The organism is Allobosea sp. P1_A7 (assembly GCF_056406775.1).
Map to the genome: position 1 here is coordinate 1 of NZ_JBFTZN010000182.1, position 22922 is coordinate 22922.

Consider the following 22922-nt stretch of genomic DNA (forward strand, 5'->3'; position numbering starts at 1 on the left):
GCAGGATCACAGTCGCAGGATCACAGTCGGTAGCTTGATCAGCCTGCGCGCCAGCATCGCCTCCCAGGCCGCGCCGCGATACGCAGCGACCAGCGGTACCTGTGCCAAGGCGAGCTCGAGCGTCACGGTCCCGGAGGCCGCGAGCGCTACGCGCGCCGTGCGAAAAGCGGCAAGCTTGGCGTCTTCGCCATCGACGAGACGGGGCTTCACCGACCAGGTCGAGACAGCCTCTTCAATCATGCCGCGCAGATGCGGCACGGCCGGCAGCACGAAGCGCGCGCCGGGCACCTCGTTCGCGATGAGCGCGACCGTCTCGCCGAAGGCCGGCATGAGGTGGCTGATCTCCGAGCGACGGCTGCCGGGAAGGACCAGGATGTCCGGCGTTGAAGGAGCGTTGCGCCGCACCTGTTCCTCGGCGCTTGGCCGTAGCTCGGCGAGCCGCTCGATCAAGGGGTGACCGACATAGATCGTCTTCGGTCCGCCCAGCCTTTCCAGCGCAGCGGGCTCGAAGGGTAACAGCGCCAGGATGCGATCGACATGTGGCGCCATCTTGCGGGCGCGGCCAGAACGCCAGGCCCAGACGCTGGGGCAAACCCAATGCGCAATCGGGATTGCGGACGATGCCCGCCGGACTTTTTTCGCGACGCGCAGCGAGAAATCCGGGCTGTCGATGGTGAGCAGGAGATCAGGCGCGAAAGCAACGACCCCCTTGGCCGCATCAGACATGCGCCGGAGCAACAGGGGCAGCCGAGCCAGGACCGGACCAAACCCCATCACGGCGATATCGGATTGGGGAAAGAGCGGCCGCAGCCCCTGCGCGATCAGGCTCTCGCCGCCGACGCCCACGATCTCGAGCGGGCGATCCCCCAACCGCTGCCGCAGGACGGTGAGAAAACGCAGCGCCAGAGCATCTCCAGACGCTTCGCCCGCAATGACGGCGAGCCGGAAGGGCCGGATCACGCGACGCCCTCGACGAACAGGCCAAGCTCGTCGGCCAGTGCGCCCAATCGAACGCTGTCTCCGACAAGCACATTGCCGGCGCGAAGTGCGATGCCGGAGAGTCCAGCCTTGGCCGCGTTCCGCAGGGTTTCAGGTCCGATCGCCGGCATGTCGACGCGCAGGTCTTGGCCGTCCTTGGGGGCCTTGACCAGAACGCCGTCGCCCTTGTCGATCTTGAGACGCCCTGCGCTTACCAGCTCGGCGACGCGCCTGATCATGGCGTCGGTACCCTCTGCAGCCTCAATTGCCACGATACGATGATCGGCAACGATTGCGGCCTGACCGACATCGAAGGGCGACAAAGCCGCCAGCAAGGAGAAGCCATGTTCGATGCCGTCGCGCGCCACGGCCGAGACGCTGCGGCGCCCCAGTGGGCCGAGCGGCGCGGTCAAGCCCGGAGCGATCTCGGCTGGGCCATGAACGCGAAAACCCCGCCCCTCGAAGAACTGGACCACGCCCTTGAGCAAATGATCGTCTCCGCCGCGAAAGGCGCGAGCGAAATGGGGCAGGTATTTCAGCGTCGAGGGCTCGGGCATCAGCGAGCCAAAGCTCGGCCGCGGCAGCGCGCCGATCATGACGATATCGACGATCCCGCGTCGCTTGAGCTCGTCGAGCAATCGCCCGAGTTGTCCCAGGCGATAGACACGCGAGGATTCAGGATCGAAATCGCTGGGGTTGGCTGCACCGTCGATCGCCGCGATATAAAGCTGATGCCCCCGCGCTGTCGCCAGCCGGGCCAGATGCGGCGGGTATTCGCCGCCTCCGGCTATGATCGCGAGAGGAAAGGCGCCGGTCGCTGCGTCGCTGCCCGTGCTCACCGGTCGGGCGCGTTGACGTCGCGCGGAATGCAGATGGCGCGGTCGCTGCCCGAGCGGATGAAATCGAGGATCTCGAGCATCAGCGGGTGCGACGCAAATTCCGTCGCCACGTCTTCGACGCGCTCGGCCAAGGTGCCTTCATCGGCGAACAGCAGGCGATAGGCGCGCCGCAGCTCATGAATCTGCTCCCGCGAGAAACCACGCCGCTTCAGCCCGACCAGATTGAGCCCGGCCAGATGCGCAGGATTGTCCCGCACCATGCCGAAGGGAATGACATCATTCATCACGCCGGCGCCGCCGCCGATGAAGGCATGCTCTCCGATGCGAACGAACTGGTGGAGCCCCGTCCCGCCACTGACGATGACATAGTCGCCAACCTTGACATGGCCGGCGCTCATCACGTTGTTCGAGAAGATGACGTTGTTGCCGATCTCGTTGTCGTGGCCAACATGCGAATTGGCAAGGAACAGGCAGCGGTCGCCGATGACCGTCTTCATGCCGCCGCCTTCGGTGCCCGGATTCATCGTCACGCCTTCGCGGATCATGCAATCCGCGCCAATCGTCAGCGTCGACGGCTCGCCGTGATATTTGAGATCCTGCGGCGGGTGGCCGATGGAAGCGAAGGGGTAGATCCTGGTCCGGGGGCCGATCGTGGTTCGGCCGGCGATTGCAACGTGGCTCAACAGCTCAGCGCCGTCCCCGAGAACGACATGGGGGCCGACCGTGCAGAACGGACCGATAACGACCCCCTCGCCCAGCTGCGCAGCCGGGTCGACGACCGACATCGGATGGATAGTCGCACTCATGAAAGTTCTGTCCTGATTTCGACGGAAAGCGGCTGGCCTTAAGCCACCATCGCAGAGATCTCGGCCTCCGCGACAAGCACGCCGTCAACTTTCGCCTCACCGCGATAGAACCAGATATTGCGCTTGCGGGCGACCTTGGTGAGGTGGAAACGCAGGGTATCGCCCGGCACGACCGGTTTGCGGAACTTGGCCTTGTCGATCGTGGTGAAGAGGACGGACTGTACCGCTTCCTCGTCAATTCCCCGCGCGCTGACGACGAGCACGCCGGCGGTCTGCGCCATGGCCTCGATCATCAACACACCCGGAAAGACCGGACGGCCAGGAAAATGTCCGGTGAACTGGGGTTCGTTGGCGGTGACGTTCTTGATGCCAATGCCGGACTCGTCGCCATTCATCTCGATGACACGGTCGACGAGAAGGAACGGATAGCGGTGGGGAATGCAGGCCATGATCTTCTGAATATCGGCCACACCCAGCGATGTCGTCGCGTCGGTCATGCTCTCCCGTCTCCCGCGCAGGCCTGCCGGCTTCGCCCGCAAAGTTGTATCGTTTAAATCGATGCCGGAACAGGAGGTTGCGGCTGGCGCCGGGTTCCTGTCAGCTTCTATGCCCGTTTGCCGGAAATGGTACCGGACGATCAAGCGAATTCGACACGAGGCCCACTCTTCGCATGGATTGCGAAGGCTGCCTCGCGCTCTCGCGTATCCTCAGCTCTCCGAACCGCCCGAAGACTTGCCGCGCTTTGCAACAAGAGATTTGAGAAGCGCTGTCTCGCGCGCCCAGCTGAGCGCCGGCTGCGCGGGATAACCGCCATAGCGCGCGCCGCGAGGGATGTCACCGGCGACGCYGCTCTGGGCRGCAACCTGCGCGCCCATCCCGACCGTGAGATGGCCGGCGAGGCCAACCTGGCCACCCAGCACGACGAAATCTTCCAAAGTCGTAGAGCCGGCGATGCCAACCTGCGAAACGATCACGCAATGGCGGCCGATGACGCAGTTATGGCCGATCTGAACGAGGTTATCGATCTTGGTACCTTCACCGATGACCGTATCGCGGCTGGCGCCCCGGTCTATGCAGCTATTGGCGCCGATCTCGACATCATCCTGAATGATGACCCGCCCGATCTGCGGCACTTTCATATGGCCCTTCGGGCTCATCGCGAAACCAAAGCCATCCTGGCCGATCCGGACACCCGGGTGAATGATGACCCGGTTTCCGACCAGGGCCGATTGCAAGGTGCTGCCAGCGCYGATCGCACAATCACGCCCGATCCGGACCTGGGGGCCGATCACGGCATGCGAGGCGATCACGGAACCGGCGCCGATCTCGGCACCGGGGCCGACCACGGCACCCGGATCGATCGTGACGTTATCCTCGATCCTTGCCGTGGCGTGGACGAAGGCGCCCGGCGCGACCCCTTGCGAGCCAAAGACCGACCGTGGCTTGAGCGCATCGGGATAGAAGCGCGCCATGATCCGGGCAAAGGCATGGTAGGGCGCGGGCGATACGAGCGCGACAGTGCCCGCGGGAACACGGGCAGCGAACCGGGAAGAAACCAGGCACAGCCCCGCCGAAGTCCCCGCCAGCGCATCCGTATATTTGGGGTTGTCCATATAGGCGATGTCATCGGGCCCGGCGGCCTCGAGTGCGGCCGCGCCGGTAACGAGCCGCGTGGGCTCCACGCCCTCAGGCAGAGCAGCCCCTGAAATGGCAGCGACCTCGCCGTAGCTCAGCGAGGTCGCGATCGGGAAGAATTGAGGTTCTGACATGCAATGGATCCGTGCGGGGCGTTGCCGCCCCGCCGCGTCAGAAGCGGGTGCCGCCGGAGAAGCGGAAGGCCTGCAGACGGTCGCCGCCGTAACGGACGCCGGTGATCGGATCGCGCGTGCCCTCATCCTTGCTAAGGGCATAGGCATAGTCAAACCGGATCGGCCCGAGCGGCGACTGCCAGAGCAGGCTCGCGCCGATCGAGGAGCGGATGACGTTCTTGTCGCGAACGCAGGCCACGTTGCTCTGGAACTGGGACGTGCTCGGGACATTGAACTGCCGGGGCTCCGACCCGCCCGGGCAAAGCCCGTTCGTCGTCGGGATCGGGCTGGTGATCACCTTCGAGCCGCCATCGTAGTCGAACAGCGTACCGGCATCGGCGAAGATCGCGCCGCGCAGGCCAAGGTCACGCGGCAGGCCCCAGATCGGGAACTGCACTTCGACCGAGCCACCGAAATACGACTGGCCGCCGAGAGCGTTGGCCGTCGGGTCGTTCAGCACGTCGCGCGGACCGATGCCCGACGGAGCGAAGCCACGCACCAGGCTCGGGCCGAGGAAGTAGTGATCGACCATGCGCAAGGTACCTTCCGTCGCCTGGACGTGACCGCCCTGGACCCGGAGGAAGCCGACGACATCGTCGAAGATCTCGCGGTAGTAGCGCGCATCCGCCGCGACACGAAGGAACTTCGAGTCGCCGCCAAGGCCCGCGAATTCCGGCTTCAACTCCGCAATGAAGCCGTTGCGCGGTGTCTGGTAGTTATCAAGCGAGTTGTAGTTCAGCGTCACGCCCGCAAGGGAGGTCAGCGTTTCGCCGCGGGCTTCCTTGACCGCGAGCGTCGCTTCGCCATTCGTCACGCAGTTGAAGTTCTGCGTTGCTGCAAATCCAGAGCCGGGCGCTCCAGGCGTAATCCCGGGGATCGGGAACGAGCAGTCGTTATACGGACGGCTCGACGTATTCGGGATCTTGATCTCGGTCGTGTAGAGCGAGTAGCGCGGCGTGATCGAGAACTCTTCCGTAATGGGGAAGGTGAACCGCAGCTGACCGCCGGTCACACGGCTTTCGTAGCGGCCGATATTGTAGTTGTCGTTGTACTTCGAGAACAGATCGATACCGGCCGCGATACGGCGACCGAGGAAATAGGGCTCGGTGAAGGAGAAATCGATGCCCTGGGTCCGCTGCCCCAGCGTGCCGGCAATCTTCACGAACTGGCCGCGGCCAAGGAAATTGGATTCCGACAGCGAGACTTCGCCGATGACACCGTCAGACGTCGAATAACCGCCCGCGATCGAGAAGGAGCCGGTGGCCTTGTCCTCGACGTCGATGTTCATGATCACCCGGTCAGGCGCGCTGCCCGGCTCATTGGTGATGCGAACCTTGTTGAAGAAGCCGAGATTGTTCAGGCGCCGCTCGGCGCGATCAACCATCACCTTGTTGTAGGCATCGCCCTCACCCAGATCGAGCTCCCGGCGAACCACATAGTCGCGGGTCCGCGTATTGCCGCGCACATTGATGCGCTCGACATAGACCCGCGGACCGTCTTCGACGACATAGGTGATGCCGATCAGGCGGCCAGCGGCGTCACGCTCACCGCGGGGGCGAACCTGCGCAAAGGGATGACCACGGCGGGACACCTCGGTCGTGAGGTTGACGAGCGACTTTTCGACCGCCTCGGCATTGTACGTATCGCCAGCCGAGGTCGCGAGGAGCCTTTGCATCGTCGCCGAGTCGATATCGCTGAGCTGCGAATCCACCGCGACGTTGCCGACCTTGTACTGCGGCCCTTCATCGACCGTGACGTCGATAACCCAGCCACCCTTGGCGTCATCGAAGCGCGCGTCGCTCGCAACGACCCGGAAGTCGGCATAGCCGTTCTTCAGGTAGAAGCGGCGAACCAGATCGAGATCGGACGCGATACGGTCGGGATCATAGACGTCGGAGGTCTTGATGAAGCTGAGGAAATTCGATTCCGTCGAGCTCATCAACCCGCGCAGACGCGATGCCGAATAGGCGCCGTTACCCGCGAAATTGATTTCCTTGATGCCGGTCTTGCCGCTCTCGACAATGGTGAAGACCACGTCCGAACGACCGTTGGGCAATGGCGCGATACGCCCGGAGATCGTCGCAGTGCCGTAACCGGCCCGGCGATAGACCTCCTTCAGGCGCTGCACATCGGAGTCGATCAGCGCCTGGCTCAGAGGGCCACGCGCCTTCGATTCGACCTGTTGCAGCAGGATCTCGCTCTTGAGGCGCTTGTTGCCTTCGAAGGCGACGCGATTGATCGTGTCGTTCTCGTGAACAGAGATCACAGTCTGGTTGCCGCGGCGGCTGACCTGGACGTTCGAGAACAGTCCGGTCGCCATCAGGCTCTGCCGAACCTCCTGCGGACCACCCTGCCCTGCATAGGACCGAATGGTCTCCGCGTCGACGCGGCGGTTGCCTTGGACAATCACGGCCTGCGCAAAAACAACGCCACCGCTAACGGCCAACATAAAGGCCGAAAGTCCGACTGATCGAGAGAGCCGCATTTTGAAAGACCGGCTCTTTGGGGTCGACGTCATCGGGTCGCCTATTCCATTTAGTAGGTCACCACCCCAACCGGGGACACCTGCCTTTGGGCAGGTGCATGGCGACATTGCAGACCAATCGCTTCTACAAAGTTTCCGACGAGGTGCAAACGAACATTGTCGTTAACAAATTATTTTTAACCTCGTCGTTGCCAGGAGGCCACGCGCCCTGAGCAAAGCGCCCGATTCGACGCAGCTTTTGGGCCTATCGGCAACGAACCTTGCCGCAGGTCACAGCATTCGTGGGCTTGCCAGTCGGAGTCTACAGACGCGAGTGGACGTGGACGATGTCATTCCAGGTCACAAAGAGCATCAGCATCAGGACCAGCCCAAAACCGACCCGAAAGCCGATTTCCTGGGCGCGCTCGCTCAAGGGGCGGCCGCGGAGAGCCTCGATCGCATAGAACATCAGATGTCCGCCATCGAGCATCGGAACCGGCAACAGGTTCATCAGGCCGATCGAGACCGACAGAATCGCCGCAAGATTGATCAGCGCGAGCAGGCCTCCATTGGAAGCAACCATCCCGGAAACCTGGGCGATGCGGATCGGCCCCGAAAGCTGATCCGTCGATTCACGCCCGCTGATCAATTTGGACAGATAGTCATAGGTCCGGTCGACCACAAACCAGGTCTCGGAGAATCCAACCTTCACGGCTTCACCGAGGCTGTAATGCTGGGTCGTCCAGTCCTCGGCCCGGCGGGAAGCCTGGACCCCGATAACGCCAATGCGCTGTTTGCCGAGAGCCGTCGATGTCTCGTTCAGATCAGGCGTGACAGGCAGGGTCACCATGGTGCCCGCGCGATCGACCGTCACCGAAAGGGTCTCGTTCGGATGTGTCGAGACCACTCTTTGCATGTCGCTGAAGCTGCGGATCTGCTTGCCGTCGATCGTCAGGACGACGTCCCCGGCGAGCAGACCTGCGCGCTCAGCGGCCTTCCCGGCAATCACCTGCTCGACCCGGGGCGACAGGACCGGGCGACCGAAGGCGTAGACGGTCCCGGCAAAGATGAGGATGGCCAGTACGAAATTGGCAATCGGGCCGGCCGCGACGATCGCCACCCGTTCAGCGATCGATTGAGCCGGGAAGGAACGCGCTCGCTGTTCCTCCGTCATGCGCTCGACTTCAGCGCTATCGGCTGCGGAGCTCGAGGGATCCGCGTCACCGGAGAACTTCACATAGCCGCCGAGCGGGATCAGCGCGAAGCGCCAGCGCGTGCCGTGCTTGTCGACGAATCCGAAAATCTCGCGGCCGAAGCCGATCGAGAACACTTTCACGTCGACGCCGCACCAACGACCGACGAGGAAGTGCCCGAGCTCGTGCACGAAAACAACGATGGTCAGGACAAACAGGAACGGCACCAGGTAACTGAGCAGGAAGCTGCCCGAGTTCCAGACGGTCGCTGCAATATCCATAAAATTCTCCCGATTCCTGCCCCTTACGTGACAGTGAAGGTGCCCTTCGACAAGAGCAGGCGAGCGCGGTTTCTCGCCTCATGGTCAATGGCAAGGGCCGCTTCAATATCGACCGGTGCCGCGATGTCAGCACCGAGCCCGCTGCAGACGGCATCGACGAGAGCCGGGATGCCGGGAAAGCCGATCCGTCCGGCAAGAAAGGCCTCGACCGCGACTTCATTGGCGGCATTGAGGATCGCCGGCACCGCTCCTCCGGTCTCCAACGCTGCCATCGCCAGAGCAAGCGCCGGAAAGCGGGCAAGATCAGGGCGTTCGAAGGCCAGCGGCGCGGTCGTGACGAGATCGACGAAGCGCGTCGCCGGCGCATCGAGCCGGCCGTCGACGCCGAGGCAATGCGCGGCCGCAACCCGCATATCCGGAATTGCCATGCCTGCAGTGACCGAGCCATCGCGGAAGGTGACGAGGCCATGCACGATCTGCTGGGGGTGTACCAGAACATCGAGCTGATCATGTTTCAGCCCGAACAGGAAACAGGCCTCGATCAGCTCAAGGCCCTTGTTCATCATGCTGGCGGAGTCGACCGTGATCTTGGCGCCCATTGCGTAATTCGGGTGGGCCAGAGCCTGCTCCGGCTTGGCCGCCGCAATTCGTTCTGCCGACCAGGTGCGGAAGGGCCCCCCCGATGCCGTCAGCGTCATGGATCGGATCGCCGAGATCGGCTCGGCTCCAAGAGCCTGGACGAGAGCATTATGCTCCGAATCCAGCGGYAGGATGCGCGCGCCCACGGCCGTGGCCTGCGCCATCACGGCGGCACCGGCGCAAACCAGGCTCTCCTTGTTGGCGAGGGCAATCACGCGGCCAGGTGTCAGCGCGGCAAAAGTCGCTTCCAGACCTGCAGCTCCTGCTATGGCACTGACGACAATGTCGCTTGGCATCGCGACGGCATCGAGAACGGCCTGCCGCCCCGCCCCGCTGTCGATACCGCTACCGGCCAGGGCCTGCGCCAGAGCTTCGCCTCCCGCCTCGTCCGCCAAGGCGGCAAAGCGGGCACCTGTTTCGACCGCCACCCGGGCGAGGCTCGCAGCGTCCCGCCCGCCAACCACGACATCGATCTTCAGGCGTTCAGGATTCTCCGACACGACGTCGCGCGTCGACCGGCCGATGGAGCCTGTGGCTCCAAGAAGAGTGACGAGACGGCGCATGACGTCTTCAGAACTCCAGATGCGCCAGGAACAGTGCAGCACCAGCGAGGACCAGGACGGCCCAGTAGCCGTCAAGCCGATCGAAAAAGCCACCATGGCCCGGGATCAACTTGCTTGAGTCCTTGGTGCCAAAGCGACGCTTGACGGCCGATTCAAAGAGATCGCCAGCCTGGCTCACGATCGAGGCCGAAAGCGAGGCGGCGATCACAAAGGCCGGACCGACGACTGCGGCCGCCCCCGGGGTCAACACCCAGACGACATAACCACCGAGTGTGCCGGCAGCGGTTCCGCCGAGTGCGCCGGACCAGGTCTTCTTCGGACTGATCGCAGGCATGAGCTTCGGCCCACCAAGAGCCCGCCCCGTAAAATAGGCGGCAATATCGGTCAGCCAACAGACCGCAAAGGTCCAGATGATCACAGCAAACCCGAAATCCGGGAGTGCACGCAGCGCCGGCGTGATCAGGGCAAAGGCGAGCGCATAGGCGACACCGCAGGCCTCCAGCCAGTTCCGCTTCTCGAGAACCGGGGTCAGGAGCGCCCCGAAGAACGCAGCGAAGGCGGAAACACCGGCGAGCGCCACTGGACTGATCGGGGCGAAGCCAAGCGCCAGGCCGGCAATCGTAACGCCGATACCTGCGGGCACCGCGTTCCGGCGGCTCACGATCGCGAGCCACTCATAGGCGACCAATCCGGCAGCCAGCGCCCAGATGAGCCTGAACGGCCAGCCCCCGACAAATGTCGCAGCCACAATGCCCGCGGCCAGCACCAGCGCGGATGCGATACGCAGCTTCAGTTCGCTCGGGCCGGCGGCCGGACCGCCGGAAGGTTGGTCACTCACGCTACGCCCACATTGCGGCCGGATGGCTCCGACACGCCGCCGAAACGGCGTTCGCGGCGGCGATACTCGGCCAGCGCTTCTTCCAACGCCGCGCGATCGAAATCGGGCCAGAGTACCGGGGTGAAGACGAACTCCGCATAGGCGGCCTGCCAAAGCAGAAAATTCGAGATCCGTGTCTCGCCCGATGTGCGGATGACGAGCTCGGGGTCGGGCAGATCTGCGGTATCGAGCCGCGCAGAGATGCTGCTCTCGTCAATGGTGGTTGCGTCGACAAGGCCTGCCGCAACATCCGAGGCCAGTTGGCGCGCCGCTCGGACGATCTCGTCGCGCGAGCCATAGTTGAAGGCGACGACGAGCGTCATTCCCGTGTTGTTGCGCGTGGTCGCCTCGGCGTGCTCGACCAGACGGCGCAGATCGGGCGCCAGATCGCTCCTGCCGCCAATGACCCGGACCCGGACCCCAGCCGCACCGAGTTCGGTAAGATCCTTCTCGATGAAATGCTTGAGCAGCGTCATCAGAAACGAAACTTCGGCAGCAGGCCGGCGCCAGTTCTCCGTCGAGAAACTGTAGACCGTCAGAATCTCGATGCCGAGATCGCTGGCGTTGCGGACGGTCCGGCGCAAGGCCTCCAGCCCGCGCCGATGCCCTTCATGTCGCGGCAGGCCGCGCAACTGAGCCCAGCGCCCGTTGCCGTCCATGATCACTGCGACATGGGAGGGCCCTGCAGCCTGGACCTCCGGACGCTGGCCTGCTGACATTCTCGTGCCTCTTTCGGCGTTGCGTCCCGGATCATAGCCAGCGGCTCAAACCCGCCGGGCGACAGGATCAGACGTGCAGGATTTCCTTTTCCTTCGTCGCCAGCGCCTGATCGATCTCGGCGATATGCTGGTCTGTGACCTTCTGGACCTGATCCGACTCGCGCGTCACGTCATCCTTGGTCAGGTGACCGTCCTTCTCGAGCTTCTTGATCACGTCGATCCCGTCGCGGCGGACATGGCGCACAGCGATCTTGGATTCTTCGGCATATTTATGCGCGACCTTGACCATCTCCTTGCGGCGCTGCTCGTTCAGCTCCGGRATTCGGATGCGCAGCACCTGCCCTTCCGTCTGGGGGTTGAGGCCCAGATCGGATTCGCGGATCGCCTTCTCCACCGCCTGGACCATGCTGCGGTCCCAGACCTGGACACTGAGCAGGCGTGCTTCAGGCACGCTGACGGTGGCAAGCTGAGTCAAGGGTGTACGTGCACCATAAGCCTCGACCTGGATCGGATCGAGAACGTTGGCGGAGGCGCGGCCGGTGCGCAGGGAGGCGAGATCGCCTTTGAAGGATTGCACCGCGCCTTGCATCCGACGCTTCACGTCGGCGAGGTCGAATGTCGTCTGGGCCATTTTAGTCAAGACCTTGCAGATAATCGAAAACCGGCGCGACCATGGCCGCGGCCCCGCTCAGGGTGGCGGACGGGTGATCCGGAACGGTGGCAAGACCGGGCGCCGCTTCCTAGCTTTAAGGTCGGGCCTCGGTCGAGACGTCACGGCCGAGCACAACCGAACCACGAGGAGGCCCCTTGCCCCGTCTGAACCGCATCATTGAAACTGCGCTCTACATCGACGATCTCGATCGCGCGCAGGAGTTCTATGAGACGAAGCTCGGATTGAAGCCGATGCTGAAGACGAGGACGCTGTTCGCCTATGATGTTGGCGGAGAGAGTGTCCTTCTGCTCTTCCTTCGGGGGCAATCTCTCCTCACCCAATCATCTGCGAAGGGCAATATTCCACCGCATGACGGCAGCGGCCCCCTCCATATCTGCTTCGCGATCGACACCAGCGAACTCACAGCCTGGGAAGAGCGGTTGCAGCAGCATGGAATCGATATCGAGGGCCGGACGAGCTGGGATCGCGGCGGAAACAGCCTCTATTTCCGTGACCCCGACGGCCATCTGCTTGAGTTGATGACGCCGGGGATCTGGCCGAACTACTGAGCCTTGCAACCGCGAGGGAATCCGGCGGTCAGGGCGTCACGTAGGTTGCCCTGCCCTCGCCGCGCAGAACGGCCGCAAGCGCGCCAGTTTCGGCGATCGAGAAGACGACGATCGTCAGCCCGGCGTCGCGCGCCAGCGCAAAAGCAGCCGTATCCATCACCTTGAGATCATGCCTGATCGCCTCGGCATGGGTCAGGCTCTCATAGCGCTTGGCGTTCGGATCCTTCTTCGGATCGGCGGTGTAGACGCCATCGACCTGCGTCGCCTTCAGCAATTGCTGGCAGTCGAGCTCGGCCGCCCGAAGGGCAGCTCCGGTATCGGTGGTGAAATAGGGATTGCCCGTGCCGCCCCCGAGAATGACGACCTTGCCGTGGCTGAGATGGTCGAGCGCGCGCCGGCGAGCGTAGCTCTCGCAGAGCGAGGGCATGGGCACAGCCGACATGGCGCGGGCCGGGGCGCCGGCGATCTCGATGGCATGCTCTAGCGCAAGAGCGTTCATCACCGTGCCGAGCATGCCGATCGAATCGGCGCTTGGTCGGTCGAGGCCCTTGTTCAAGCCCTGGACGCCGCGAAAGAAATTGCCGCCGCCGACGACGATCGCAATCTCGACACCTTCATGCGCGGCCTTTGCGATATCGGCGGCGAGCGCAGTCAGCGTCGTACCGTCGAGGCCGGATCCGGCCTTCCCCGCAAGGGCTTCGCCGGAGAGCTTCACAAGAACGCGTTTGGGTCTCACCGGCTTTCTCCATGGACTGGGACGGCGCGATTCGGCACCAACATCGTCTTCTTACAAAAAAGGCCGCGCAGAGCGCGGCCTTTTTCAGATCCTATCAACCGGCTTCTCAGCCCGTCGTGCCACCAGCCGCAGCGACTTCGGCAGCGAAATCGGTCTCTTCCTTCTCGATGCCCTCGCCGAGCGCGAAGCGAGCAAAGCCCGTCAGCTTGACCGGAGCACCGACCTTGCCCTCGGCTTCCTTCAGCACCTGGGCGACGGACTTCGAGCCGTCATGGATATAGGCCTGCTCGAGCAGGCAGTATTCCTTGGCGTAGCTCTTCAAGCCGCTCTCGGTGATCTTCTCGAGCACGTTGGCGGGCTTGCCGGCATTCTTCTCGGCCAGGATCGCCTTCTCGCGCTCCAGGATCGCCGGATCGACCGAAGCGAGATCGAGCGCGACCGGATTGGTAGCGGCGACGTGCATGGCAAGCTGACGACCGAGGGCTGCGAGCTCCTCGCCCTTGCCGGTCGTCTCGAGACCGACGATGACGCCGATCTTCCCGAGACCATCGGCGACCGAGCCGTGGACGTAATGGCCAATGACGCCGGCGCTGACCTTGACCTCGGCGACGCGGCGCAGGGTCATGTTCTCGCCAATCGTGGCGATGGCATTGGCGATGGCGTCAGCGACGGTGCCGCCGCCCGGATAGTGATGGGCGAGCAGTGCCTCGACGTCGCCGCCGCGCTCCAGCGAGACGTCGGCGATCGTGCGGGCGAGCGCCTGGAACTCGAGGTTGCGCGCAACGAAGTCGGTCTCGGAATTGACCTCGGCAACGACACCGCGGTTCTCGGACACGGCCACGGCGACCAGGCCCTCGGCGGCAACGCGGCCGGCCTTCTTCGCGGCCTTGGCGAGGCCCTTGGTGCGCAACCAGTCGATGGCGGCCTCGATGTTGCCGTCGGTCGCGGCCAGCGCGGTCTTGCAATCCATCATGCCCGCGCCAGTCTTGTCGCGGAGTTCCTTCACCATGCCGGCGGTGATCGCAGCCATCTGTCGTTCCTTGCTGTCATGTGCCGGGCCTGCGCAACGACGCTGGCGGCCAACGGCACGGTCTTCGATTTCAGAGCGCGCCATAGCGCGAAGGGAAAACGCCGACGCTCCGTGACCGGCCGTCGGCGTGACTTCATTCATCTGCCGCGCATTGCTGCGCTGCCGAGGCGACGCGCCGATGACGCGCCGCCCTGAGTTTGCTCTCAGGCCTCGGCGAGATCGCGCGCCTGGGCAACCCAGCCGTCGCGCTCGATGCGACCACCGAGCTTCAGATCGGCATCAACCTTGACGACATCGGCCGGCGACATCGCAGCGATCTGCCAGAAGTGGAACAGGCCACCGTCATTGAGCTTCTGAACCAGCTCCGGACCCATGCCGGAGAGCTTCATGAAGTCGTCCGGCGCGCCGCGCGGCGCAGTAAGCAGCTCGAACACCGGGGCAGCGTCTGCGGCCGGCTCGATGATCGCCGTCTCAACGATCGGGGCCTCGGCAGCACCGAGATCGATGCCATGGTCGCCCGAGGCGCGCGAGATGCCGTCGATGGCCGAACGGGCGATCAGGTCGCAATAGAGCTGGATGGCGCGGCCGGCGTCGTCATTGGCAGGCACCGGGTAGGTGATGCCATCCGGATCCGAGTTCGAGTCGACAATGGCGGCGACCGGGATGCCGAGGCGCTGGGCCTCCTTGATCGCGAGCGCTTCCTTGTTGGTGTCGATCACGAAGATCATGTCGGGCGTGCCGCCCATGTCCTTGATGCCGCCGAGCGCCTTCTCGAGCTTGTCGCGCTCACGCGCCAGCATCAGGCGTTCCTTCTTGGTCAGGCCGGTGCTGCCGCCATTCAGGAGCTCGTCGACCTTGCGCAGGCGCTGGATCGAGGCCGAGATGGTCTTCCAGTTGGTCAGCATGCCGCCGAGCCAACGGGAGTTCACGTAGTACTGAGCCGACCTCTTGGCAGCGTCGGCGATCGAGTCCTGCGCCTGGCGCTTGGTGCCGACGAACAGGACGCGGCCGCCACGGGCCACGGTGTCGCTGACAGCCTGCAGGGCGCGCGAGAGCATCGGCACCGACTGCGACAGGTCGAGAATGTGGATGTTGTTGCGGGTGCCGTAGATATACGGCGACATCTTCGGGTTCCAGCGGTGAGCCTGGTGGCCGAAATGCGCGCCGGCTTCGAGCAGCTGGCGCATGGAAAAGTCTGGCAGAGCCATGATTCGATCGTCCTTCCGGTTGAGCCTCTGGGGTGCGAATGAACAAGGCATGGACTGCCACGTCACCGGAACGCCTCGGAAGTGAGGCGATGCTCCCCATGTGGGATGGCCTGCGCCTTACACGGGAAAGCGTGGCAACGCAAGGCTCGCACCTCACCAGGTCATCGGCGCCGTGGCTTCTTTTGCGCGCCATGCGCCCATGCCGCCTCGAGCGCTCCGGCAAGTTCAGCCAGGCCCAGCCTGGAGAGATCGGCTGTCGTCCAACCCCGCTTGCCCCAGGCATTTGGCACCGGGCTGAAGGCATCCGGCGCCATCATGCACCTGAATTCCTGCTCCTCGGGCGAGAAGCCGAAATTCGCGCTGCAACCGTCAGGAGCGAGAGTGACGTAGATTCGCGAGACCTTGAAGGCGACCCGGTCGAAGTGCGGAGCCTCGACCGTGCCGTCCAGAGCCAGCGCCAGACGGCGCAGATCATCTCCCGTCGGCATCGTCCTCACCTCCCAAGCCAGAACGAATTCAGCCGGAAGCCGGATTCGCCGGCCTCATCATGACCGGCGACCATAACCCGAGAGCGCGACCCCGGATGGCTATTTGGGCAGGGCTGCGCCCGCTTGCTTCACCACATCGCCAATCTGCTTGCAGTAGGTCGCGGCCGATGCATTCTGGGCCTTGGCTATGGCCTCGATGTCCTGAGTGACGCCCATCATGGCGATCGTCCCCTTCTTGCCCTGCGCTTCGGCGGCATCCCCGCCGCTCTTGTCGGCAGGAGCCGGGATCAGGCCGAGCATCTTCTTCTGGATCTCGACCACATCAGCTCCGATGTGACCCTTCTCGTTGCAGTAGGTCAGGATCCCAAGCTGATTGCGGCCCGATTGATAGACGACAGCGAGCTGGTCGGCCTGGCTCTGCGCCAAGGCCGGACCGGCAGAGAGAACGGAAACCAGTGCGCCAACTGCGCAAAAGGGCTTCAAAAGAAACGACATAACGGCTTTCCCTCAAGCAATGAAGATCGGATCGACGCGTACCCCGCTTCCCCAGGGTCGTGACTAACCTTGCGGGCAGGTCAAGACAATCGCGCGACTGTCATGGCAGGGTACACTCAACCGGAGGTCGCCCCGCAGCGCAGCATTCCCGATCGTCCCCTTTTGGCAAGGATCCGGACAGCCGCCCGCCTTGCGACGGCGCCGCTCGGGCGCCAGGCGTCACGCAGCTGTCAGGGTTTCCGACTCGCGAGCAGACATAGCCTGAGCGATCAGAGTGAAGTCATGAGCGCTGACGGCGACCAGCCCGAAGCGAAACAGATAGCCCCAGTTCAGCCGCCCGGATGTCAATTCCAGCCTGTCGAGCAGTGGCTTGATCGATGCCTCGGATGCGGCAAGCCAGGCGACATCGCGCCGGGACGGTCGAAGCCGCCCCCCATATCGGCGGGATAGGGCTCATCGCCGCAGACTCGGCCGATCGCGGTGAAGGCCTGCAGCCTCTCCCCGCCACCGAAGGTTTCAGTCGGCGAGTAGCAGGCGACGCCATCACCGGCTCGAATCCGACGCAAGGGCCCGGTCTTGCCATGGCAAACCTGCATGAAGCCTCCGGCCACCCCTAGCCGGACATGCTCGGCTGAAGCGACGGCGATCCAATAGCCGGTCATGCTCGCCTCCTCAGGCTTCGGTCGGAGAGAAAACACGCAGGCGATGGCCATCCGGGTCGGTCGCGACAAAGGTGCGGCCGAAATCGAGATCGACCGGCTCCTGAAGGATGGTGATGCCGCGTTCCTTCCACTCCTTATGGATCGCATCGACCTGATCGGCGTGACCGACAGGCATGCCCAGTTCTCCGCCGCCACCGGCCGCTTCCGCTCCCGGCTCGACCGTATGGCGCGACCAGAGCCCGAGCATGATGCCCGACTTCAGCGCAAACAATGCAAAGGTCGGAGAGGCTTCAACCGGTTCGGCTCCGAGCAGCGCACGATAGAACCGGCAGCTAGCAGTCGGGCTGTCGACGTAAAGGATGACGAAACTGGCGTTCTGCATCGGTCGTGTCTCCGGTTGGGCGATGAGGAGATCCTAGATGCAGATGCTGCCAATTTCCGGCAGTGTCGCTCACGATGGCGGCGGAACTCCCTCCCGCTCGCGCCACTCCTTCAGCAAGCCCTGGCGCCGGCGCGGATAGCGGATATCGAGCGGCTGAACCTGCGAGATGCGGTCGGTGCGGAAATGCCGGAAATCCTGCCGCAGTTCGCACCAGGCGACGACGACGCGGACATGGTCGAAAAAGCTCAAGGCGAATGGCCAGACGACCCTCTCGCTCGCCTGCCCGGCACCATCCCGGTAGAGGATCGAGAGCTTGCGCTCTGAACGGATCGCCTTGCGGATGGCCGAGAGATCGAAGCTCTCCGCCATGATCGCGGCACCGGGGCCGACCAACAGGGCGGACGCCTCGGCATCATCGCGCAGATCCCCCGGCAGGACGGCGAGGATCTTGGCCAGCGCATCGCGCGCAGCCAGGGCAAGGCGGCCATCAGCCCGGTCGGAAACCCAGCGCGAGCCGAGCACCAGTGCTTCKATCTCGTCMTCGGAGAACATCAGCGGCGGCAGCATGAAACCCGGCTTGAGAACATAGCCCAGTCCCGGCTCCCCCTCGATCGGCGCGCCTTGCGCCTGCAAGGTGACGATGTCGCGGTAGAGGGTGCGTATGCTGACACGGAGCTCGTCGGCGAGCCGCCGGCCGGAGACCGGGCGACGATGGCGCCGCAGCAGCTGGATCAGATCAAGCAGGCGTTGCGAGCGCGACATCTGCCTGCGTCACATTGGTAACTCCTGCGGGGCGAAGCGCCTCACCCCCAGCGCCGACATGTCGGACCAGGCCTTGGCCAGCGAGCCATTGAGATCAATGGCGCGGCAGGCCTCCTCGACAACAAAGGTCTCCAGCCCGCTCCGGGCAGCATCCTGCGCCGTCCAGTTGACGCAGAAATCCGTCGCGAGCCCGACAATGGCGACTCGCGAGATGCCGCGCTCCTTGAGATAGCCCCCCAATCCTGTGGGTGTCACACGGTCGGCCTCGAAGAAGCCGGAGTAGCTGTCGATCCCGGATCGATAGCCCTTGCGGATGATGGCTTGGGCATGCGGCAGGTCGAGGCCTGGATGAAACTCCGCGCCTCGCGTGCCCTGGACACAGTGATCAGGCCAAAGCACCTGCTCGCCATAGGCCATCGCCACACTCTCAAAATGCTTCCTGCCAGGATGGTGCGAGGCAAAGGAGGAGTGCCCCGCCGGATGCCAGTCCTGGGTCAGGACCACCGTTTCAAAGCGGAGACCGAGCGCGTTGACCAGAGGGATGATCTCGTCTCCGCCAGTAACGGCGAGACGGCCGCCCGGGCAGAAATCGTTCTGCACATCGACGACAATCAGCGCTGTCATGCTGCCCTCTCCGCCTCTCAGCGCAATTCGACGCTGACCACTCCCGGCGCCGCCCGTACCGCGTTGGCAATCTGCTGGTTGACCGGGTAGCGGCCCGGCAACTCGATCTCGACCTCCTGCGCGCCGTCATCGAGGATCATGATCACCGCAACCTTGCCCTCGGCGCGGGCGCCTTCGCGCGGGCGAATGCGCTCCGCAATGCTGCCCAGTGCCCTGTCGTCGCGCAAGTAGACCAGCAGATCCTGTTTCTGGCGAGCGGCCAGATCATCGAGCACCTCGACATCCTCGATGCGTGGTCGCACATCCTCGCCATCGAGTACCGCGCTGAGGCGCAACACCAGCGCCCGGCCCGGCTCCAGCAGATCGCGGTAACGCTGCAGTCCTTCCGAGAACAGGATCGCCTCGAACTGCCCGCTGGGGTCTGACAGGTTGACGATGCCCATCTTGTTGCCGGATTTGGTGCGCCGCTCCGACTTGTCGATGACCGAGACCGCAACTTTGGCGACGGAGGTTCCGTTTGCCCTGACCGTCTTGGCAAAATCGGCAAAGCGCTGAACGCGCAGCCGCTTCAACACATGTTCGTAATCGTCGAGCGGATGCCCCGACAGGAAGAAGCCGACAGCGTCATGTTCGCGCCGCAGCCGCTCTGCCGGCGCCCACGGCTCGGTCGGCGGGATGCGAAAGGCTTCCGCGACGGAGCCCCCACCAAAGAGCTCGGACTGGCCACCGGCAGCCGCCTCGCGCGTGCGGTTGGAGAGCGCCAGCATGCCGTCGATCGCCGCCATGGCACGTGCACGGTCCTTCTCCAGCGGATCGAGCGCACCAGCGGCGATCAGGGCCTCGATCGTGCGGCGATTGACGAGCTTGGTGTCGATGCGGCGCGCAAAATCGGCGAGATCGCGGAACGGCCCGTCCGAATTACGCGCCACGACGACGGATTCGACCGCCGTGCGCCCCACCCCCTTGATCGCGCCGAGCGCGTAGCGGATCGCGCCATCGGCCACGTCGAACTCGACGCCCGAGCGGTTGATCGACGGCGGCTCGACCGTGATGCCGAGGCGCTCGGCATCGCGCCGGAATTCCGAGAGCTTGTCGGTGTTGCCCATGTCGAGCGTCATCGACGCGGCGAGGAACTCGACTGGGAAGTTCGCCTTGAGATAGGCGGTCTGGAACGCGACGACGGCATAGGCGGCGGCATGGCTCTTGTTGAAGCCGTAGTCGGCGAATTTCGCGAGCAGGTCGAAGATCTCGGAGGCGATGCTCTTCGTCATGCCGCCTTCGACGGCGCCCTTCACGAAGCGGTCGCGCTGAGCGTCCATCTCCGCCTTGATCTTCTTACCCATGGCGCGACGCAGCAGATCGGCCTCACCGAGCGAATAGCCCGAGAGCGCCTGAGCCACCTGCATCACCTGTTCCTGGTAGACGATGATGCCATGCGTTTCGGCCAGGATCGGTTCCAGCTTCGGATGGAGATAGGTGGGATCCTCCAAGCCGAGCTTGCGGCGGCAATAGGTCGGGATGTTGTCCATCGGACCCGGCCGGTAGAGGGCGACGAGCGCGATCAGGTCCTCGATCCGGTCGGCCTTCATCTCGACCAGGGCCTTGCGCATGCCCGCCGATTCAACCTGGAACACGCCGACCGTCTCGCCGCGCGCCAGCATCTCGTAACTCTTCGGATCGTCGAAAGGCAGCTTGGCGAGGTCGATCTGGATGTCGCGCTGGGCAATCAGCGTGACGGCGGTCGTCAGCGTCGTCAGCGTCTTGAGGCCGAGGAAGTCGAACTTCACCAGGCCGGCCTGCTCGACCCATTTCATGTTGAACTGGGTCACGCGCATACCGGTACGCGGATCGACCGAGAGCGCGACGAGTTGCTCGAGCGGTCGATCGCCGATCACCACGCCTGCGGCGTGGGTCGAAGCGTGGCGGTGAAGCCCTTCCAGTTTCTGGGCAATTTCGAGCAGGCGGGCCACAACCGGCTCTTCGTCCGCAGCCGCCTGCAGCTTCGGCTCGCCAGCGATCGCCTCCGGCAGCGAGATCGGCTTCGCCGGGTTCTGCGGCACCAGCTTGGTCAGCTTGTCGACCTGGCCATAGGGCATTTCCAGCACGCGGCCGACGTCGCGCAGCACACCACGCGCCAGCAGCGTGCCGAAGGTGATGATCTGCGCAACGCGCTCCTCACCATAGCGCCGCTTGACGTAGTCGATCACCTCTTCGCGTCGGTTCTGGCAGAAGTCGATGTCGAAGTCCGGCATCGAGACGCGGTCGGGATTGAGGAAGCGCTCGAAAAGCAGGCCGAAGCGGAGCGGATCGACGTCCGTGATGGTCAGCGCATAGGCAACGAGCGAACCCGCGCCGGAGCCGCGTCCCGGCCCGACCGGGATGCCCTGGTCCTTCGCCCATTTGATGAAGTCCGAGACGATGAGAAAGTAGCCCGGGAACTTCATGCGGTTGATGATCGAAAGCTCGAAATCAAGCCGCGACTCGTATTCACCGACAGTATAGCCCGAAGCCGGGCCGTGCTTGGACAGCCGAGCCGCCAGACCGGCGCGCGCCTGGACCTCGAGCTCCTCTGCCTCGTCGCGCCCCTCCTCGCCGAAACGCGGCAGGATCGGCTTGCGTGTCGTGACGCGCCAGGTGCAGCGCATCGCGATCTCGACGGTCGCGGCCAGCGCCTCCGGCAGATCGGCGAAGCGGCGCTTCATCTCGGACCGGGTGACGAAGAAATGCCCTGGCGTCACGCGCCGGCGCTCGCCGTCGGAGACCAGCCGCCCTTCGGCTACCGCAAGCAGCGCATCATGCGCCTCGAAATCCCCGGCCTTGGCAAAGAAGGGCTCGTTGGTCGCGACGATGGCGAGTTCGGAATCATAGGCGAGCCTGAGCAGATGCGCCTCGACGGCAGCCTCGCCATCACGGCCATGGCGCTGGATCTCGACATAGAGCCTGTCGCCGAAGATTTCGGCGAGCTTTGCCAGGCGAGCGCCAGCCTGGGCTACCTGCCCGGCACGCAGCGCACTGTCGATCGGGCCGCCCGGCCCGCCGGTCAACGCGATCACGCCGTCATGATGTGCCGTCAGTTTCTCGAGCGACGAAATCGGCTGCCCGGCGCCGCCGCTTGCGAGACACGCTTCGGTGACGAGTTTCATCAGATTGCCGTAGCCCGCCTCGGACATGGCAAGCAGCACGATGTGCGGCACGGCCTGCGCCTGAACGGGCCGGCGGCCGCTATCCACCTCGTCGGCGAAATCGACCGAGAGCTGGACGCCCACGATGGGCTGGATGCCGCCACCAGCGAGCTTCTCGGAGAATTCGAGTGCGCCGAAGAGATTGTTGCTGTCGGTCAGGGCCAAAGCGGGCTGGCCGTCCGCAGTGGCTAGCTTGGCCAGCGTGCTGACCGTCATGGCCCCTTCGAGCAGGGAATAGCTCGAATGAACGTGGAGATGGACGAAACCCACCTCGGACAGAATGCGGGACCGGCCCTGCTCACGACTCATCGGGTCACCTCGTCCGCCCTTATGGAGCGGGCCGACCGGTCCAGTCGAGAGGCTTTCCGCCCGGCTGTGGATGGCTCAGACGCTAGGAGCGGCGAGCAGCGCCGCCCAGAGCCAGATCATCCCAAGGAAGAGGCCGAGCGAGGCAAGCTCCACCATTCCGACGACCAGCTTACGTGCTAAAACCATCTTGACCTCCAGATGTTCGCTATATGTCCATCATAATTCCTGTTTTGTTCTCGTCAATCGCGCAGCGTTAGTTCCATTCTGGGGTCGTTGAAAAACCTGCCTGCGCGTGATTCTCTCGATCCTGATCGGGATTGGGGGCTGGCATGCTGGGTCGCAAGGAACGGGACCAGTTGGAGCTGTTCATTTCGGGAACGCTCCGCCAGCTTATTCCTGACGAACATATTCTGGTCCGGGTCGACGGCGTGCTCGATCTTTCCTGGCTCCGAAACGAGCTCTCCGATCTGTACTGCCTCGATAATGGCCGGCCGGGCATCGACCCTGAAGTCGCTGTCCGCCTGATGCTGGCGGGCTTCCTACTCGGCATCGTTCATGACCGTCGCCTGATGCGCGAGGCGGCGGTCAACATCGCGATCCGCTGGTTCGTCGGCTACGGCCTTCATGAACCGCTGCCCGACCACTCGTCATTGACG

At 64.1% G+C, this 22922-nt stretch carries 23 protein-coding genes; 2 read left to right on the forward strand and 21 right to left on the reverse strand.

The annotated features are described in order from the left end of the window. Positions 1-6: 6 nt before the first annotated feature. The 11 genes from lpxB to frr all read right to left on the reverse strand — a co-directional run bounded on the left by lpxB (position 7) and on the right by frr (position 11798). Positions 7-960: a lipid-A-disaccharide synthase gene (gene lpxB, locus AC1D34_RS25550; protein ID WP_476825706.1), complete on the reverse strand. Its 954-nt coding sequence runs from the start codon at positions 958-960 to the stop codon at positions 7-9. Next, positions 957-1817 (reverse strand): LpxI family protein, encoded by an 861-nt coding sequence (locus tag AC1D34_RS25555; protein ID WP_162768454.1) that lies wholly within the window; start codon positions 1815-1817, stop codon positions 957-959. Before AC1D34_RS25555 ends, lpxB begins: the two co-directional genes overlap by 4 nt. Continuing rightward, positions 1814-2623, reverse strand: coding sequence for an acyl-ACP--UDP-N-acetylglucosamine O-acyltransferase (gene lpxA / locus AC1D34_RS25560; RefSeq protein ID WP_113518509.1), 810 nt, complete (start codon positions 2621-2623; stop codon positions 1814-1816). Before lpxA ends, AC1D34_RS25555 begins: the two co-directional genes overlap by 4 nt. A 38-nt stretch (positions 2624-2661) precedes the next feature. After that, the gene (gene fabZ / locus AC1D34_RS25565; RefSeq protein WP_043236894.1) at positions 2662-3120 is read right to left on the reverse strand and encodes a 3-hydroxyacyl-ACP dehydratase FabZ; all 459 of its coding nucleotides are present in this window, start codon (positions 3118-3120) and stop codon (positions 2662-2664) included. Positions 3121-3330: 210 nt separating this feature from the next. Continuing rightward, entirely contained in the window at positions 3331-4392 is a 1062-nt protein-coding gene (gene lpxD / locus AC1D34_RS25570; RefSeq protein ID WP_476825707.1) for a UDP-3-O-(3-hydroxymyristoyl)glucosamine N-acyltransferase, read from the reverse strand. Between the two features lie 37 nt (positions 4393-4429). After that, positions 4430-6949, reverse strand: coding sequence for an outer membrane protein assembly factor BamA (gene bamA / locus AC1D34_RS25575; RefSeq protein WP_441491820.1), 2520 nt, complete (start codon positions 6947-6949; stop codon positions 4430-4432). Positions 6950-7217: 268 nt separating this feature from the next. Then, on the reverse strand, positions 7218-8369 hold the full coding sequence (gene rseP, locus AC1D34_RS25580; RefSeq protein WP_476825708.1) for an RIP metalloprotease RseP: 1152 nt from the start codon (positions 8367-8369) through the stop codon (positions 7218-7220). A gap of 23 nt (positions 8370-8392) precedes the next feature. After that, on the reverse strand, positions 8393-9571 hold the full coding sequence (gene dxr, locus AC1D34_RS25585) for a 1-deoxy-D-xylulose-5-phosphate reductoisomerase (protein ID WP_476775408.1): 1179 nt from the start codon (positions 9569-9571) through the stop codon (positions 8393-8395). A gap of 7 nt (positions 9572-9578) precedes the next feature. Further along, complete coding sequence (locus AC1D34_RS25590) at positions 9579-10409, reverse strand: phosphatidate cytidylyltransferase (RefSeq protein WP_441505535.1); 831 nt, start codon at positions 10407-10409, stop codon at positions 9579-9581. After that, positions 10406-11167, reverse strand: coding sequence for an isoprenyl transferase (locus tag AC1D34_RS25595; protein WP_441491824.1), 762 nt, complete (start codon positions 11165-11167; stop codon positions 10406-10408). Before AC1D34_RS25595 ends, AC1D34_RS25590 begins: the two co-directional genes overlap by 4 nt. Before the next feature lie 67 nt (positions 11168-11234). After that, complete coding sequence (frr, locus tag AC1D34_RS25600; RefSeq protein ID WP_069880717.1) at positions 11235-11798, reverse strand: ribosome recycling factor; 564 nt, start codon at positions 11796-11798, stop codon at positions 11235-11237. 176 nt (positions 11799-11974) lie between these two features. Here frr and AC1D34_RS25605 point away from each other — a divergent pair, with 176 nt between their 5' ends. Then, positions 11975-12388, forward strand: a complete 414-nt coding sequence (locus tag AC1D34_RS25605) for a VOC family protein (RefSeq protein WP_476825709.1) — start codon at positions 11975-11977, stop codon at positions 12386-12388. A 28-nt stretch (positions 12389-12416) separates the two neighbouring features. On the opposite strand, the gene pyrH is transcribed toward AC1D34_RS25605, so the two are convergent. The 10 genes from pyrH to dnaE form a co-directional block, all read right to left on the reverse strand. Beyond that, entirely contained in the window at positions 12417-13124 is a 708-nt protein-coding gene (gene pyrH, locus AC1D34_RS25610; RefSeq protein ID WP_069880715.1) for a UMP kinase, read from the reverse strand. Positions 13125-13230: 106 nt separating this feature from the next. Next, positions 13231-14154 (reverse strand): translation elongation factor Ts, encoded by a 924-nt coding sequence (gene tsf / locus AC1D34_RS25615; protein ID WP_113518499.1) that lies wholly within the window; start codon positions 14152-14154, stop codon positions 13231-13233. A 203-nt stretch (positions 14155-14357) separates the two neighbouring features. Beyond that, complete coding sequence (locus AC1D34_RS25620; RefSeq protein ID WP_069880713.1) at positions 14358-15362, reverse strand: 30S ribosomal protein S2; 1005 nt, start codon at positions 15360-15362, stop codon at positions 14358-14360. Positions 15363-15523: 161 nt separating this feature from the next. Continuing rightward, positions 15524-15850 (reverse strand): MmcQ/YjbR family DNA-binding protein, encoded by a 327-nt coding sequence (locus tag AC1D34_RS25625; protein WP_441491827.1) that lies wholly within the window; start codon positions 15848-15850, stop codon positions 15524-15526. 99 nt (positions 15851-15949) lie between these two features. Next, entirely contained in the window at positions 15950-16345 is a 396-nt protein-coding gene (locus AC1D34_RS25630) for a pore-forming ESAT-6 family protein (protein WP_441491828.1), read from the reverse strand. A 344-nt stretch (positions 16346-16689) separates the two neighbouring features. Then, positions 16690-17007, reverse strand: coding sequence for an EVE domain-containing protein (locus AC1D34_RS25635; protein ID WP_441505534.1), 318 nt, complete (start codon positions 17005-17007; stop codon positions 16690-16692). Positions 17008-17017: 10 nt separating this feature from the next. Continuing rightward, a complete protein-coding gene (locus tag AC1D34_RS25640; RefSeq protein ID WP_441491830.1) occupies positions 17018-17389 on the reverse strand; it encodes a VOC family protein in 372 nt (123 codons plus the stop codon). Between the two features lie 69 nt (positions 17390-17458). After that, positions 17459-18151 carry a helix-turn-helix transcriptional regulator gene (locus AC1D34_RS25645; protein WP_476825710.1) on the reverse strand — a complete coding sequence of 231 codons (693 nt, stop codon included), beginning with the start codon at positions 18149-18151 and terminating at the stop codon, positions 17459-17461. Between the two features lie 9 nt (positions 18152-18160). Next, positions 18161-18775, reverse strand: coding sequence for a bifunctional nicotinamidase/pyrazinamidase (gene pncA / locus AC1D34_RS25650; protein ID WP_441505532.1), 615 nt, complete (start codon positions 18773-18775; stop codon positions 18161-18163). Positions 18776-18792: 17 nt separating this feature from the next. Further along, complete coding sequence (gene dnaE, locus AC1D34_RS25655; RefSeq protein ID WP_441505531.1) at positions 18793-22266, reverse strand: DNA polymerase III subunit alpha; 3474 nt, start codon at positions 22264-22266, stop codon at positions 18793-18795. A 329-nt stretch (positions 22267-22595) separates the two neighbouring features. Here dnaE and AC1D34_RS25660 point away from each other — a divergent pair. After that, positions 22596-22922: transposase (locus tag AC1D34_RS25660; RefSeq protein ID WP_476825711.1), on the forward strand; the 327-nt coding region annotated here is incomplete at its 3' end.